The following is a 14479-nucleotide window of genomic DNA, read 5'->3' as shown; positions in this document are numbered from 1 at the left end:
CTGAAGGAGAGGGACGCTGTGGCGATCAGGGCGAAGCGAGGGGCGAATCAATAAGCTCGCGAGCCTGGCGGATCAGCTTCTCAAGTTGGCCGTTGAGCTTCTGGAGCTTCGGGGTCAACTCTTGGGTGTGCGCCTCGAGAGAGGCGTGCACCTGCTTGTAGCGGGTAGCGATATCGATAGCAGCCATCGCTAGGTAGCCTTCGTTAGGCACCTCGGAGCGATTGGGATACTTCCGGCGGTAGATACGCAGCGTATTGGCAAGCTCTTCCCCAGCCTCTCGGTAAAGGCGTTCCTCGGAGCGAGGGACACGGAGCGAGAGGCGGGCATGCTCGACAGCGAGGGTAATGCGCTGCTGAGCCTCTAGGCTGGTATCGGGTTCCATATATCGGGAGCAGGGCTCATAGAGTCCCTAGCTATTCGGTCTCTTACTTGATCTCGGGTTCAGACTCGTGTATCGTCTCCGGCTCGGTAGCGAGCTGGCTGATACAGCGATCCAACTGACTGATGATCCCATCGAGGAGCTTCCGAGCCTCCTGTCGGCGATCGTCCTCTGCACGAGGTGTACTGAGGGCCGAGGCAAGGGCTACGGTAGCTTCGTGTCGTCGCGCTGACTGAAGCTCTTCCTGCATCGCACGAAGAGCTTCGTCCCGTTGCAGGAGAAGCTCCTTGAGCTGAGCGATCTTCTCGTTCTGCTCTGCGACAATCCCAACGAGACGTTGGATATTGACTTCTAGGCGCTGGAGCTCTGCGTCTTCTGCTTGGGTCATAGCGTCGTCATTCCTTGTAGGCGCAAAGGTACGTTTTTTTACTGGGAGGAGGGCTAAAAGCGTCTAAGCGAGTGGGATTATCTGCACGCTACCCGAAGTGCGGGAGACACCATCCTACCAGACCCGCTGTAGCGAGGGACTAAAAAGTGACCTACGGTGGGTCGCTCTGAAAACCCACTGTGGGTCGGTCGACCGACCTACCGTGGGTCGCCGAGACGACCTACAGTAGGTTTTTTCGGCGACCCACGGTAGGGTTGTTTTGGGGGCTGCGGGAGAGCAGTCTCAGAGCGGATAGCGAAAATGTACAATCGGCTACCGTCCTCTGCCCCTTCGATAGGTAGAAATCCCCCCTTTTAGGTATTGATGCTCCCCGCAAAAAGCCGTAACATTGTAGTCGATACACCGAGCCCCGCATTCACCCCAAAAGTGTGCGTCGCCCATTCACTCAACTACAAATACAGAAAGACATGGAACAGGAAAACCTCCGACAGCCGTCCACCGACCGCTACCCCTCCGAATGCACCACCATCATCGTCGGTGGTAAGCACACCGCTGATGGCTCCATGATCGTCGCCCGTAGCGAAGACTGGAACGCTGTCCTAGCGAAGAACCTAGAGCTCTATCGAGATACCGAGCAGGGCCCCGAGCGCTTCGTCGCCCTCGATAGCCCCTTCCGCTGCGACCTACCCAAGGAAGCGCTCGGCTACTCCGCCCTTGCCCCCTACCACCTGCACGGACACTGGGGAAGTGCGGGCTTCAATACCGCTGGTGTGGGGATGAGTGCTACCGAAAGTATCTTCAGCAGTGACCGAGCCCTCCAAGCCGACCCCCTCGTCCCCGAAGGTGTGGCTGAGAACTCGGTCTTCAACATCGTCCTGCCCTACATCCGCTCCGCCCGTGAGGGTGTCGAGCGTCTGGGCGCTCTGATCACCGAGCACGGTGTGGCCGAAGGCTTCGGTGTCGGCTTCGTCGACAGTCACGAGATCTGGTATCTGGAGACCGCCTCTGGACACCGCTGGCTCGCTACACGTATGCCCGAAGATCAGTACTTCGTCACGGGCAATCAGAGCCGCTTCCGTCAGTACGATCCTCTGGACAAGGCGAACTACCTCGCCTCGGAGGATCTCATCGAGTTCGCTATCCAGCACGGGCTCTATGACCCCAACCGAGGAGCCTTTGACTTCCACGAAGCCTATATCCGAGATGTAGAGCTCGACACGACTTACAACTATCCTCGTGTCTGGGGCTTGCAGGGGAAGCTCAGCCCATCCATCCCCAACGATGTCACACGGAATACCTTCCCCGTCTTCGCCCAAGCTTCCGAACCCATCTCTCTCTGTAAGCTCCGCGAACTCTTCCGCTTCCACTACGACGGCACCGACCACGACCCCTACCTCCATCAGAATCCCAAGGAGGTCTATCGCCCCGTCTCCATCTTCCGCACGACGCAGACACATATCCTGCAGGTGCGCTCCGAGCTACCACAGGCCATCGGCCGAGTGAACTATGTCGCCCTAGGGATGGCTGACCTCGGTGTCTTCCTCCCCCTCTATCAGGGTGTCCACTCCTATCCCAAGGCATACACCAAGGGCACCAACCACTCGTCGCACGAGTCCGCCTACTGGAAGTTCCGCAAGGTGCAAGCCCTCGGCATGGTGAACTACAACCGCTATGCCCCGCTGATCAAGGAGACCTATGCCGCCTTCGAAGCCGAAGCCGACCAGCGTCAGCGTGAGATGGAAGAGCAGTATCTGGCCATCTACAAGACCCAGCCTCTACGGGCGCAAGACCTACTTCAGGCCTTCTCTGACCAGCTCCTTCGCTCCGCTCTAGATGTCACGGACGAACTGATCGAAACGCTCTTCACTCGCCTAACGGAAGACATCCAAGCCGAGTACGAGTTCCACGGCGCTTAGCCCCTCCTCCCTCCAAAAACCAGAGAGCCGAGACCCTCAGTAGAGTGGGGATCTCGGCTCTGATATTTCAGTACTTAGGCGGGGCGACTACCACAGCTCATGCCAGTGGCGGAAGTGGCTGAGGAGATAGTGAGCACCTCGCTCGATGAGGGTGAAGGGCACCCCTTGCTCCCGCCAATAGGTCTCTTGACTTAGGGGTGGGATGACTCGATCATCGTCGCCGATGAAGGCATGAGACCAGAGACCCTGCGCCTGAGGCTTGGGCACGGGACGAGGGCGGTCACGCTCGATGGTGTAGGGACGAAGGAGTTCGTCGTAGATGACATCCGTGGGGCGCTCACGCACATCTTCGTAGAGGTGACGATAGGTCTTCCCTCCGAGCATACGTCTATCGAAGCGCACCCGATTCTCTTCGGTAATACTCCCGAGCGTCGCCTGATAGATCGTCTCGGGGATACCGTAGACATCATCCATAGGGTAACCCGTCCCAGCTACCGCCGTGCCCGAGACAAGGTGCTCTCTTAGGCGGGGATGCTCCGAGAAGAAGCGGTCGGCCGCCCATACACCCATTGACCATGCCACGAGACGAAGCTCCCTATAAGGGTGGAAGTCAAAGTCCAGCGCATCATCCCGATAGTCCCAGAGGACAAGCAGATCATAGCCCTGCTCCTCGGTCAAATGCTCGATAGCTACGGGACCCAATGCCCAGCCATTGAAGTAGAGGATGAGCCGGCGGGAAGAGGCGGAGGAAGAGCTTGGGATAAAGAGTTGCTTCATGACGGGTTAGGCTTCGCCGTCTTCGTCCTCGGGCTGCTCGAGTGCCAGCATTTCCGCATAGTCTTCCCAGTCGGGATCCTCTTCGCAGTGAATATCCAGAGGAAGGGTAGGATAGGGCTCAAGGCAAGCATTCAGTCGCTCGCCGAAGGTGGGGAGGTGACGTGTGTAGAAGGTCCAATCCTTCTGCCCGCCGCCTGTATAGTTCCCCGTGAGGATGGCGAGCTTGTCCCGCTCCATGATCCGTCGGAGCTTGGGCTCGATGTCTTCGATGAGTCGGGCGGTCTCTTCGTCGGGCATTCCATCGGCCTCGGCGGGATACGGCCAACTAATATCTACACGCACACGGAGCTTCCCGCTGGAGCGGAAGCCTTCGATCCCCTTGCGCACAGTCACGAAGACGAGTGCCCCCGCCTCGGTATGGCTCAGTGTCGTGAACCAGTCATCAGTCAGTATCATAGTTCTTCTCTTTTTGTCAATCTAGCCTAGGGTCTGAAGCCTTCCCTTAGAGGGCTCATCCCGAGGACTTTGCTCGCAAAGATACAGAGAAGCTGGGGAAGTCTCGGGACTGGTGAGCGAAGCCTCGGGAGGAGAGGCTCGGGGAGGGGCAAAATAAAACCTACTGTAGGTCGCCTCGACGACCCACGGTAGGTCGGTCAACCGACCCACAGTAGGTTTTTTCGACGACCTACCGTGGGTCGTTTTTGGGGGGCTTAGAAGAGCCGTATCTACAGGGCTTGGAGCAGCCCTAATTTTGGCTCAGGGACTTCCGCCGCCAGAGAGCAACACTTTCCTTTAGGATCTCGGGGAGGATATTCGGATATTTTTTAGGATCTGAGGCTTAACCATCCAGATATTGTAAGAAAAGCGGTATATTTGCTCATAACTCAATCAGAGACTATGTATTTCGACGAACTAGATCTTGAGGACGAGGTGCTCGATGGCCTAGAGGCCATGAACTTCTTTGAAACGACTCCCGTACAAGAAGCTACGATCCCCCTCCTCCTCGAAGGTCGTGATATGATCGCCTGCGCACAGACAGGCACCGGCAAGACCGCCGCTTACCTCCTACCGATCATCAACCGCCTCAGCCGTGGCGAAGGTGACCCGAGCAAGGTCAACGCCGTCATCATGGCTCCTACCCGTGAGCTCGCTATCCAGATCGAGCAGCAGGTAGAGGGCTTTGCCTACTTCCTCCCCGTCTCTTCCGTGGCTATCTACGGCGGTACCGACGGGATCGCTTGGGAGCAGCAGCGGCGAGGGATGGCGCTAGGTGCTGAGATCGTCATCGCTACCCCTGGGCGACTCCTTGCGCTGATGAACCTCCAGCAGGCAGACCTCTCGGGCGTGTCTTACTTCGTGCTTGACGAGGCGGACCGCATGCTGGATATGGGCTTCCAAGAGGATATCCTCCAGATCCACAATGCCCTGCCGAAGGAGTGCCAGCGGGTGATGTTCTCCGCCACGATGCCCCCCAAGATCAAGAAGTTCGCTCGCACCATCCTCAGAGATCCCGCAGAGGTGGAGCTAGCCATCTCCCGCCCTCCCGAGAGCATCGTCCAGTCAGCCTATGTCTGCTACGAGCGACAGAAGCTCCCCATCCTCACCCAGCTCTTCAAGGAGACCCCTCCCACCCGTACGATCATCTTCTCCAGCTCCAAGCTCAAGGTCAAGGAGCTGGCAGCTGCCCTCTCCCGCCTCAATATCCGTGTCGAGCAGATGCACTCTGACTTGACGCAGGAGAAGCGTGAGGAAGTGATGCGTAGCTTTAAGGCGGGCAATGTCGACCTCCTCGTCGCTACCGATGTCGTAGCCCGAGGCATCGATATCGACAGCATCCGCATGGTCATCAACTACGATATCCCACATGACCCCGAGGACTACGTGCACCGCATCGGTCGTACCGCCCGTGGGGGGAATGACGAGGGTCTGGCGATCACCTTCGTTAGTGAGAAGGAGCAACCCGGCTTTGGACGTATCGAAGAGTTCCTCGAGAAGACCATCTACAAGATCCCCATCGACGCTGACTTTGGCCCCACACCTGCCTATGAGCCTCACCGTCGCCCCGAGCGTGGTCGAGGAGGCCCCTCCCGCCACGGCGGAGGCAGAGGCAAGGGCGGTGGACGCTCCAGCCAGCATGCACCCAAGGACGGCCATCAGCAATCTGGGCAAGAGCAACAGAAGCACCAAAGCCGTAACAAGCGCCCAGGACGTGGCAAACCTCGGCTCCAAGGTTCCTCTGGAAAGAAAGAGCCTCAGCAGTAGTCCTCACCCTCACCTCTAGCATCTATCATCCTTATGACATCCAAACTACTCGATGACCTGAGCCAGGAGACCAAGAAGGGGCTGCACAAGCTCCGTGTCATCAATTACCTCCTCCAGCACAAGACGGCGACGATGACTGACATCGCCAAGGAGCTCTATGTCAGCGTGCCTACTGCCTCCAAGATCCTTCAAGAGCTGCAGGATGGTGGTTGCATTCAGGAGCAAGGGAAGCTCGAGATCGGTGTCGGACGCTTCCCCCTACTCTTCGGGCTCGATCCCGAGGGAGGCTACTTCATCGGCGTGGATATCAAGCGCTCCTGCATCCACATCGGGCTGATCAACCTGCAGAGCGAACTGATCTGTGCCGACTACGACATCCCTTACAGCCTAGAGAATACCCCCGAGGCTCTCGAGGCGATCTGCAAGGAGATCCGTGGCTTCATCACCCGCCATGGCATCCAGCCCAAGGAGATCCTCAACATCAACGTCAACCTCCCTGGGCGTATCAACCCCGTCACTGGTCACAGCTATAGTCTCTTCAACTTCTTCGGCGATCGCCCCCTGTCGGAGATCCTAAGCAGCAAGCTCGCTCTGAGGGTATCTATCGACAACGATACCCGAGGCATAGCGTTCGGCGAATTCACAGCCGGCTGTACTAAGGATAGCAACATCAGCTCCGCTCTCTATGTCAATATCAGCTGGGGGCTAGGGCTCGGGATCATCCTCGACAAGCAGATCTATTTCGGGAAGTCAGGCTTCTCTGGGGAATTTGGTCACATCTCCGCCTTCGACAATCAGATCCTCTGCCACTGCGGTAAGAAGGGCTGTCTCGAGACAGAAGTCAGCGGTCAAGCCATGTGCCGCAAGGTGCAGGAGCGCATCCGTGCTGGTGAGAGCTCCGTGCTCTCTTCGATCGTCGCCTCAGGGCGCCAGCTGAAGATGTCCGACCTCATCAGCGCTTGCGCCCAAGAGGATATGCTCTGCCTACAGGTCCTTAGTGAACTGGGCAGAGAGCTCGGCAAGCAGGTAGCAAACCTCATCAATGTCTTCAACCCCGAGCTCGTCATCATCGGGGGAAGTCTCGCCGATGCAGGAGGCTACTTCACCCAGCAGATCGAGGCTTCCATCCGTATCTATTCGATGAGTGTCGTCACCCGAGATACGCAGATACGCACAGCGACCCTCGGCGACCGAGCAGGGCTCATCGGAGCGTGTATGCTCGCCCGCTCCCGTCGCTTTGCAGAGCCCGCTAAGTAGCTGACTCAACCGCCCTATCTTCGACCGCCTTATAGTCCGACCGCTAAGCTGAGGACTAGGAGAAGGAAAGGCCAACCTAGGGCACGCATAAAAGAGAAGCCCCTTCGTAAGCACAGATGCTTACGAAGGGGCTTTTTCATTCCTTCCCGAGGAGCAAAAAAACGACCTACGGTAGGTCGCTGAAAAAACCTACTGTAGGTCGTCGAGACGACCCACAGTGGGTCGTCTCGACGACCTACTGTGGGTTTTATTTGGATGCTTTAGTAGCCCCCTCTAGGAGGGGATGATTCTGCGGGGAAGAACCCCAAGGAAAAGAGGACTCGGGAGGAGCGGTCTTTTCCCGCTTGTTTTCGCTATCATCCTTCGTCGTGAGGGAAGGCAGTAGAGCGGGGGAATGTAAGGAGAGGAAACGAAGGCTAGCGACGTGGATGCGTGATGAGCTGCATGAATTCCTCGCGGGTCTTCGCCTCACGGAAAGCACCGGTGAAGTCACTTGTCGTCGTGAAGGAATTCTGCTTCTCTACCCCACGCATCTGCATGCACATGTGCTGGGCTTCGATGACGACGATCACCCCAAGAGGATTAAGCGCCTCCTGAATGCAGTCCTTGATCTGCGTCGTCAGACGCTCCTGTACCTGCAGGCGACGTGCGAAGACATCGACGATGCGGGGGAGCTTGGAGAGTCCCGTGATATAGCCGTTAGGGATGTAGCCGATATGTACCTTACCGAAGAAGGGTAGGATATGGTGCTCACAGAGCGAATAGAAGTCAATGTCCTTGACGATGACCATCTGACGGTATTCCTCACGGAACATCGCCGAGCGGAGGATCTCCTTAGGGTCTTGCCGCATCCCTGACGTAAGGAACTCCATCGCCTTGGCTACACGCTCTGGAGTCTTGATGAGCCCTTCACGCTCGGGGTCTTCCCCTAGGAGGCGAAGGATCTCCTGATAGTGGTGACGCAGGGCCTCTTCCCTTGCTTCATCCTGTGGACTACGTAGAGAGAGAGTGGTGGGATCAGGGAGGCTATTCTTCTGGGGCATGAGGTGCTGTATAGTTGAGGATACGGACTTTTTCACGGACGACATACGACTCACGACCCCAAGCAGGAAGGACGGTCACCAGACGAGCACGTGCTTGGCGTGCTTCCTCCTGCGTAGCGAAGTTCCCTACCGTCAGTCGCCAGAAGGGAGCTCGGAAGGTAATGTAGCTGCTGAGCGTAGGAGCGACCTGACGGACAGCCTCTGCACGGGCATAGGCTTCGCTCTTAGCATTGGGGAGGTTGCTATTGAAGACCTGCACTCGATAGCCGTAGAGGATGGAGTAGTTGCCATCTCGACCAAGGATGCCAGGAGTGCGAGGCGCAGGTGCACTGCCGATGATGCTACGAAGCTCCGGATCCTGCAGGATCGTCACAAAGCCTTCGCCGGGATTGATCTGCTCAAGAGCCTCTAGTATATTGCGTGGGCGCATCTTCTCGGGTGAGGTCTGAGCAGATGCGACATGGATAAGAGAGACGGCCAAGAGGAGGAACATCAGTGACCGCAGATATCGTCTTGCCATAGCGTGCTGAGGTTGCGGGTGGTATCTAGGAGAGGGGATAGACTCGGTGCCTACCGTAGAGGATGGTCTAGCAGCAATAGTCCCTCGAGGAAGCTAGCAGTGTAGCCTCCTCGGGGGATATACTGTAGACTCGAGGCTAGTTGAAAGCTTCGATGATGGGGAGGAACTTGTCCACGGCGAGCGAAGCACCACCGATCAGACCGCCATCGACGTCGGGCTGAGAGAAGAGCTCCTTAGCGTTGCCCCCGTTGCAGCTACCGCCATAGAGGATGGTGGTGTTCTCAGCGATCTCAGCACCGTACTTCTTAGCGATGAGGCTACGGATGTGTGCGTGGATCTCCTGAGCCTGAGCCGAAGTAGCGGTGAGACCGGTACCGATAGCCCAAACAGGTTCGTAAGCGAGGACGACCTTCTTGAAGTCCTCTGCAGAGAGGCTGAAGACAGCTTCTTCGAGCTGAGCTTCTACGACTTCGAAGTGCTTAGCAGCTTCACGCTCTTCCTTGACTTCGCCGATGCAGAAGATAGGAGCAAGACCATTGTCTAGAGCTAGACGTACCTTCTCGGTGAGGATAGCGCCATCTTCGTGGTAGTAAGCACGACGCTCGCTGTGACCGAGGATGACGTAGCGAGCACCCGTAGAGGCGACCATCGCTGCAGACACTTCACCGGTATAAGCACCTTCGGCCTTGTTGGCACAGTTCTCTGCAGCGATAGCTACAGGGCTACCTTCAGCTTCCTTAGCGATAGATGCTAGATGGATGAAAGGTGCGCCGATGATGACATCACAAGCGAGGCTCTTGCCTGCGAGTGCTGCCTTGAGTTCGTTGATGAAGGAGACACCTTCGGTGAGGGTCTTGTTCATCTTCCAATTCCCAGCTACGATATTCTTTCTCATTGCTTAGTAATAGAGATTTATTGAGGTAAATGTAAACGTTTCTTCAGGTGAAGATGGATCGTCAGATGAAGCTTCCTAGCCCAGAAGCGGAGGAAGCCTAGGAGGAGAAGCCCAGCCCACGCCCAGAGGAGGTAGGTACGTGTCGCTCGGGGCGAAGGGAGGGGAGCTTCGGTATCTTGAAGCCCCTTGAGATAGCGGCTTACGTTCTCCACTGAGGGGAAGTCTGCGTAAGCACGCTTGTCGATGATCCGCCCATCACGAAGGACGAGAAGTCCAGGCTGTGAGCGGATGATGGTACGGATAGGAGTGGCATCCAGCTGGAGCATCGGATAGGAGGCTCCCGTCTGATAGCGCCATTCGGCGATCTCTTCGCTCGTGGAGGCACTGACTCCGTAGAAGCGATACCCCAGAGCAAGGCTCTCTTGGTAGAGCTCTGCCATCTCATCGAGGACACTCTGGCTAGCGGTACGCCACGAAGGAGCAAGGAGGAGGAGCGTAATGCCCTCCCAATCGAGGAGCTCCTGAGTGACGGACTGCCCCGTGCTATCGATGGGGGAGAAGTCGTACTTCGGCTGATAGTCTGCTAGACGTGTGTCCTGCTGAGCTTCGACAAAGGTCCAGCTACTATCGGGGAGATTAGCGGCGTCAAATGCCTTCGTCTTCCCATCCTTCTTATAGAGATACTTCGTCGAGCCGATCAGCGCCTTCTGGAGCTCTTCCTCTTCGCTGACAATGGCTCGACGTAGGTCCGTACCTATAGTATAAGGGCGGAAGTCTCGGTAGGGTAGATGACGATAGTTCTCCGCCATGAAGTAGATGATCCCGACGATGGCAAGGATAGCAGGTACCCAGCGCTCTCGTCGAGAGTACAGATGCCTTAGAGCACGAGCATCTCTGAGGACAAGGAAGGAGAGGGGGAGGAGGACGATGTTCTTCAGGAAGGTCTCCAGCGGAGTCAGGTGAATGGCATCCCCGAAGCAACCGCAGTCGGAGACAGGATGAGCCAGTACCGAGTAGAGCGACACCGCCGTCATCACCACCATGAAGAGCAGGGAGAGACGGGCGCAGAGCTTACGGTAGACACCCATAAGCAGGAAAGCTCCGAGCAGGAACTCGGAGCCACAGAGGATGAAGGATAAGGCTAAGGTGAAGACTTCACCCTTAGGTCCGTGCACATCGAGGATAGGGGTAATGTACTGTCCTATCTTCAGTGCTGTGCCCACGGGATCTACGGCCTTGAGGAGTCCAGAGAGGACAAAGACCAGACCAACGATCACTCGGGCGACCTCTGCAAGGGTATATCTTGGATGGATCACGCTTCGGAGCTATTGAGCTTAATCAGGCAGAAGAGGGCATAGTTCACCATATCCATATAGTTGGCTTCGATGCCCTCGGAGACGAAGGTCTCCCCTCGTAGGTCTTCGATCTGCTTCGTGCGGTGCACCTTCGAGAGGATGAGGTCGGTCATGGAGGTGACACGCATGTTGCGCCAGACCTCGCCGTAGTCGTGGTTCTTAGCAAGCATGAGCTGGAGGGTCTTCTCCGCATAACGGTCGTACTCACGGAGAGCCTCCTCGGGAGACAAATCTGGAGAAGATACTGCGCCTCGCTCCAGCTGGATCATACCGATGATCCCATAATTGACGATCCCGACGAACTCGGGCTCTACCCCTTCGTCGACAGCTGCATAGCCGTTGACCTGCAGGCTACGTATGCGCTCAGCCTTGATATAGATCTGATCGGTCAAGGACTCTGGGCGCAGGATACGCCAAGCGGAGCCATAGTCGTGGAGCTTCTTCTCGAAGAGCTCCCGACAGTGGCTAAGGATGGCACGGCATTCTTGCTCCGTATTGTGCTTGCTTAGTTCCATAGAACTACAAAGTTAGTCTACTTCGCGCTATTTGTCCCATTCGCATGGAGGGAGTGCCCTAAGACCTCCCAGCGAATGCGAGATTATCAGCCCGTGGATCTATTCGATCACCTCATCGAGGAGGGCAAAGGCGAGCACCTCTGTGATCTCATCGACGTAGTGGAAGGTCAAGCCTTCGAGGTAATTGTCCTTGATCTCAAGGATGTCCTTCTCATTCTCACGGCAGAGGATGATGTCGGTGATCCCCGAGCGCTTAGCGGCGAGGATCTTCTCCTTGATCCCTCCGACGGGAAGGACCTTACCTCTCAGGGTGATCTCACCCGTCATAGCCAGATGAGCACGCACCCTGCGACGGGTGATCGCCGACACAAGCGAAGTGACCATCGTGATCCCTGCGCTAGGGCCGTCCTTGGGGATAGCTCCTTCGGGCACGTGGATATGGATCTCCTTATCCTTGAGTTGCTCCAGATCAATGCCTAGCTGGGGAGCGTGGGCACGGATATAGCTGAGGGCGATCGTCGCAGACTCCTTCATGACATCACCGAGGCTACCGGTGAGGATGAGCTTGCCATTCTGTCCAGGCTGAAGGCTACTCTCGATGAAGAGGATCTCTCCACCAACGCTGGTCCAAGCAAGCCCTACGACGACACCGGGGTGCTCGTTGCCTTGGTACTTGTCTCGTGAATAGATGGTCTTCCCTAGGTACTCACGGACGAGCTCGGGGGTGATCTCTGCGGGGAGCTGCTCTTCGGCAGCGACAGCCCAAGCGAGCTTACGCATGACTGCGGCGATCTTCTTCGTCAAGGAGCGGACACCACTCTCACGGGTGTACTCCTCGATGATGAGGTCAAGCGCACCAGGGGCGAAGTGAATATCCTCGAGCTTCAGACCATGCTCCTTCGCTTCCTTGGGGACAAGGTGCTGCTCGGCGATCTTCAGCTTCTCTTCGGCGATGTATCCCGTGACTTCGATGAGCTCCATACGGTCACGCAGCGCCTGTGGGATGGTCGAGATGTTGTTCGCCGTAGCGATGAAGAGCACCTTCGACAGGTCATAGTCGATGTCGAGGTAATTATCATGGAAGGTCGTGTTCTGCTCGGGGTCGAGGACTTCAAGCAGGGCCGAAGCTGGGTCACCCTTGTAGTCGCTCGAGAGCTTGTCGATCTCGTCGAGGACAAAGACGGGGTTGGAAGTACCTGCCTTCTGCAGGCTCTGGATGATACGTCCGCTCATCGCACCGATGTAGGTACGGCGATGCCCACGTATCTCCGCCTCGTCATGTACCCCACCGAGGGAGATACGCACATACTGACGGCCGAGGCTCTCTGCGACGCTTCGACCAAGGGAGGTCTTACCCACCCCTGGAGGGCCGTAGAGGCAAAGGATGGGCGACTTCATATCGCCCTTGAGCTTGAGGACAGCTAGGTGCTCGAGGATACGCTCCTTGACACGGTCGAGGCCGTAGTGCTCTCGGTCAAGGATCTCCTTAGCCCCCTTGAGGTCAAAGTTGTCCTGACTGTAGACACCCCAAGGGAGGTCTACGATCGTACGCAGGTACTGCATCTGTACGGAGAAGTCAGGGCTCTGAGGGTTGAGGCGCTCTGCCTTGCGCAGCTCCTTCTCGAAGGTCTCAGCTACCGCTTCACTCCAGAGCTTATCTGCGCCCTTCTTACGAAGCTCTTCGATCTCATCATCAGCACTAGCACCCGTACCAAGCTCATCCTGAATGGTACGCATCTGCTGCTGGAGGAAGTACTCACGCTGCTGCTGATCCATCTCCTGACGGGTACGAGAGAGGATGGACTCCTTGATATCGCTCTCTTGGATATGTGCTTCGAGCTGGGCGAGCACACGAAGGCCTCGTGTGGAGAGGTCCTCTGCCTCGAGCATCTCCTGACGGATCTCGGTAGATACCTGCAGGAGCGAAGCGGAGAGGTGGATGATATAGGTCTTGTTCTTGATCGAACGGATCGTCTCAAGGAAGCCCGCAGGCGCACTCGGAGCGATCTTCTCGAGGAAGCCAAGGGTACGCTCATGGATCAGATCCGTAAGCGCCTTGAACTCCTCTTCGCTCGACACTCCGATGGAAGTATCGTCGAGGAGCTTGATCTTCCCCGATAGGAAGGGATCTTCCTGCGTGAGGCTCTCGAGGGTGAAGCGCTGGCGACCTCTGAGGATGGCCGAGATCTCACCTGAGGGGAGCTCGATGATCTGCGAGACCTCGACGACGGTACCGACGGTATAGAGGTCTTCGAGCTTGGGATCTTCGATACCGGCATCACGCTGGGTGACTACACCGAAGTACTTGTTATCCTTCTCTGCCTGACGGATGACCTGCATGGACTTCTTGCGTCCCACGAGGATGGGCACAAGGGTACCAGGGAAGATCGACATGTTGCGCAGTGCGATCAAGGGAAGTTCGTCTACTTGCTCTTCGGCAGGAAGGGCAAAGCTATCTTCCTCGCCATAGGTAGCGAGGACGGGGATAGCGAGTACGTGTTGCTGGTCCTCTGCTGTCATTTCGTCAGTTCTATATTTCTTTCTCATTATATCACATGAAGGGGATAAGGGGGCTGGGTCGGGGTGACTATGAAGGCATGACCCGAGGGAAGCCGAGCCACGAGGATGACCCGACAGTAGCCTAATCCGCTTTGTTGTAGCTGTTTATTTTCGTTCACCCGTAAGCTCTACGAGATGTAGACCCACAGACTCTACTCCGCTTAGGGGGAGGGAATCGAGGAGGGAGACCTCTAGGACAAAGAGTCCTGCATAGGGCACGTGCAAAGGCTGTGCCAAGGGGGCGACGAACTCATGATAGACGACCCCAGGTCGATACCACTGCCCGACCCCAGAGGCGAAGTTCATCTGCAAGGTATCTTGCCTTAGGATCGCTTCGTCACGGCGTAGTGTAGCCAGCAGGCGCACCCGTCCTCGGTCAAGGCGACTATCCAGACGCAGGATCACTTCCGCAGAGATGCGTGTAGTCTGCTCAGGGAATAGAAGCTCGAAGGAAAAGGGCTTCGCAGGCGACCATCCTCCCGCAGGTGCCTCTTGGAAGGAGAAGTACTCCCCCTCCCCTTGCTCCTTGGCACAACTGCCGAGGAGGAAGAGGCACACACAAGCTGCTAGGCAGAGGCGTATCCTAAGGAAGAATGAGGGCTGGCACTTCATC

At 56.8% G+C, this 14479-nt stretch carries 14 protein-coding genes; 3 read left to right on the top strand and 11 right to left on the bottom strand.

Annotated features, from left to right (window positions below):
* Nucleotides 1-25: 25 nt before the first annotated feature.
* Nucleotides 26-382 carry a cell division protein ZapA gene (locus Q0336_RS06525; RefSeq protein WP_298526823.1) on the bottom strand — a complete coding sequence of 119 codons (357 nt, stop codon included), beginning with the start codon at nucleotides 380-382 and terminating at the stop codon, nucleotides 26-28.
* Nucleotides 383-425: 43 nt separating this feature from the next.
* Nucleotides 426-767 carry a hypothetical protein gene (locus tag Q0336_RS06520; RefSeq protein ID WP_298526820.1) on the bottom strand — a complete coding sequence of 114 codons (342 nt, stop codon included), beginning with the start codon at nucleotides 765-767 and terminating at the stop codon, nucleotides 426-428.
* A gap of 467 nt (nucleotides 768-1234) precedes the next feature.
* Between Q0336_RS06520 and Q0336_RS06515 the strand changes: the two genes are divergently transcribed.
* Complete coding sequence (locus Q0336_RS06515; protein WP_298526818.1) at nucleotides 1235-2683, top strand: C69 family dipeptidase; 1449 nt, start codon at nucleotides 1235-1237, stop codon at nucleotides 2681-2683.
* Nucleotides 2684-2770: 87 nt separating this feature from the next.
* Here the strand turns inward: Q0336_RS06515 and Q0336_RS06510 are convergent, their stop codons facing one another.
* Both Q0336_RS06510 and Q0336_RS06505 read right to left on the bottom strand, forming a co-directional pair.
* The gene (locus Q0336_RS06510; protein ID WP_298526816.1) at nucleotides 2771-3460 is read right to left on the bottom strand and encodes a pimeloyl-ACP methyl esterase BioG family protein; all 690 of its coding nucleotides are present in this window, start codon (nucleotides 3458-3460) and stop codon (nucleotides 2771-2773) included.
* A 6-nt stretch (nucleotides 3461-3466) separates the two neighbouring features.
* Complete coding sequence (locus Q0336_RS06505) at nucleotides 3467-3916, bottom strand: DUF695 domain-containing protein (protein ID WP_298526814.1); 450 nt, start codon at nucleotides 3914-3916, stop codon at nucleotides 3467-3469.
* Between the two features lie 441 nt (nucleotides 3917-4357).
* Here Q0336_RS06505 and Q0336_RS06500 point away from each other — a divergent pair, with 441 nt between their 5' ends.
* Together Q0336_RS06500 and Q0336_RS06495 are read left to right on the top strand one after the other, a co-directional pair.
* Nucleotides 4358-5722 carry a DEAD/DEAH box helicase gene (locus Q0336_RS06500; protein WP_298526812.1) on the top strand — a complete coding sequence of 455 codons (1365 nt, stop codon included), beginning with the start codon at nucleotides 4358-4360 and terminating at the stop codon, nucleotides 5720-5722.
* A 33-nt stretch (nucleotides 5723-5755) separates the two neighbouring features.
* Nucleotides 5756-6979 carry an ROK family transcriptional regulator gene (locus Q0336_RS06495; RefSeq protein ID WP_298526810.1) on the top strand — a complete coding sequence of 408 codons (1224 nt, stop codon included), beginning with the start codon at nucleotides 5756-5758 and terminating at the stop codon, nucleotides 6977-6979.
* 416 nt (nucleotides 6980-7395) lie between these two features.
* Here Q0336_RS06495 and folE read toward each other — a convergent pair whose 3' ends face one another.
* The 7 genes from folE to Q0336_RS06460 form a co-directional block, all read right to left on the bottom strand.
* Nucleotides 7396-8022, bottom strand: coding sequence for a GTP cyclohydrolase I FolE (folE, locus tag Q0336_RS06490; protein ID WP_298526808.1), 627 nt, complete (start codon nucleotides 8020-8022; stop codon nucleotides 7396-7398).
* Nucleotides 8006-8542, bottom strand: a complete 537-nt coding sequence (locus Q0336_RS06485; RefSeq protein WP_298526806.1) for an SPOR domain-containing protein — start codon at nucleotides 8540-8542, stop codon at nucleotides 8006-8008. The genes folE and Q0336_RS06485 overlap by 17 nt, the downstream gene beginning before the upstream one ends.
* A gap of 136 nt (nucleotides 8543-8678) precedes the next feature.
* Nucleotides 8679-9437: a triose-phosphate isomerase gene (gene tpiA, locus Q0336_RS06480; protein WP_298526804.1), complete on the bottom strand. Its 759-nt coding sequence runs from the start codon at nucleotides 9435-9437 to the stop codon at nucleotides 8679-8681.
* 17 nt (nucleotides 9438-9454) lie between these two features.
* On the bottom strand, nucleotides 9455-10753 hold the full coding sequence (locus tag Q0336_RS06475; RefSeq protein ID WP_298526802.1) for a BT_3928 family protein: 1299 nt from the start codon (nucleotides 10751-10753) through the stop codon (nucleotides 9455-9457).
* Nucleotides 10750-11307, bottom strand: coding sequence for a DUF1599 domain-containing protein (locus Q0336_RS06470; RefSeq protein WP_298526800.1), 558 nt, complete (start codon nucleotides 11305-11307; stop codon nucleotides 10750-10752). The genes Q0336_RS06475 and Q0336_RS06470 overlap by 4 nt, the downstream gene beginning before the upstream one ends.
* 99 nt (nucleotides 11308-11406) lie before the next feature.
* A complete protein-coding gene (gene lon / locus Q0336_RS06465; protein ID WP_298526798.1) occupies nucleotides 11407-13827 on the bottom strand; it encodes an endopeptidase La in 2421 nt (806 codons plus the stop codon).
* Nucleotides 13828-13971: 144 nt separating this feature from the next.
* Nucleotides 13972-14478 (bottom strand): hypothetical protein, encoded by a 507-nt coding sequence (locus tag Q0336_RS06460; RefSeq protein WP_298526796.1) that lies wholly within the window; start codon nucleotides 14476-14478, stop codon nucleotides 13972-13974.
* Between the last annotated feature and the right edge of the window lies 1 nt (nucleotide 14479).

This window comes from uncultured Porphyromonas sp., assembly GCF_938039215.1.
In the GTDB taxonomy this organism is placed as follows: Bacteria; Bacteroidota; Bacteroidia; order Bacteroidales; family Porphyromonadaceae; genus Porphyromonas.
This window is presented reverse-complemented; position numbering and strand designations above follow the sequence as displayed.

What these genes read in the sequence shown, in the direction of transcription:
- Q0336_RS06525 (WP_298526823.1), bottom strand. Translation starts at nt 382, where the DNA reads ATGGAACCCGATACCAGCCTAGAGGCTCAGCAGCGCATTACCCTCGCT.
- Q0336_RS06520 (WP_298526820.1), bottom strand. Translation starts at nt 767, where the DNA reads ATGACCCAAGCAGAAGACGCAGAGCTCCAGCGCCTAGAAGTCAATATC.
- Q0336_RS06515 (WP_298526818.1), top strand. Translation starts at nt 1,235, where the DNA reads ATGGAACAGGAAAACCTCCGACAGCCGTCCACCGACCGCTACCCCTCC.
- Q0336_RS06510 (WP_298526816.1), bottom strand. Translation starts at nt 3,460, where the DNA reads ATGAAGCAACTCTTTATCCCAAGCTCTTCCTCCGCCTCTTCCCGCCGG.
- Q0336_RS06505 (WP_298526814.1), bottom strand. Translation starts at nt 3,916, where the DNA reads ATGATACTGACTGATGACTGGTTCACGACACTGAGCCATACCGAGGCG.
- Q0336_RS06500 (WP_298526812.1), top strand. Translation starts at nt 4,358, where the DNA reads ATGTATTTCGACGAACTAGATCTTGAGGACGAGGTGCTCGATGGCCTA.
- Q0336_RS06495 (WP_298526810.1), top strand. Translation starts at nt 5,756, where the DNA reads ATGACATCCAAACTACTCGATGACCTGAGCCAGGAGACCAAGAAGGGG.
- folE (WP_298526808.1), bottom strand. Translation starts at nt 8,022, where the DNA reads ATGCCCCAGAAGAATAGCCTCCCTGATCCCACCACTCTCTCTCTACGT.
- Q0336_RS06485 (WP_298526806.1), bottom strand. Translation starts at nt 8,542, where the DNA reads ATGGCAAGACGATATCTGCGGTCACTGATGTTCCTCCTCTTGGCCGTC.
- tpiA (WP_298526804.1), bottom strand. Translation starts at nt 9,437, where the DNA reads ATGAGAAAGAATATCGTAGCTGGGAATTGGAAGATGAACAAGACCCTC.
- Q0336_RS06470 (WP_298526800.1), bottom strand. Translation starts at nt 11,307, where the DNA reads ATGGAACTAAGCAAGCACAATACGGAGCAAGAATGCCGTGCCATCCTT.
- lon (WP_298526798.1), bottom strand. Translation starts at nt 13,827, where the DNA reads ATGACAGCAGAGGACCAGCAACACGTACTCGCTATCCCCGTCCTCGCT.
- Q0336_RS06460 (WP_298526796.1), bottom strand. Translation starts at nt 14,478, where the DNA reads ATGAAGTGCCAGCCCTCATTCTTCCTTAGGATACGCCTCTGCCTAGCA.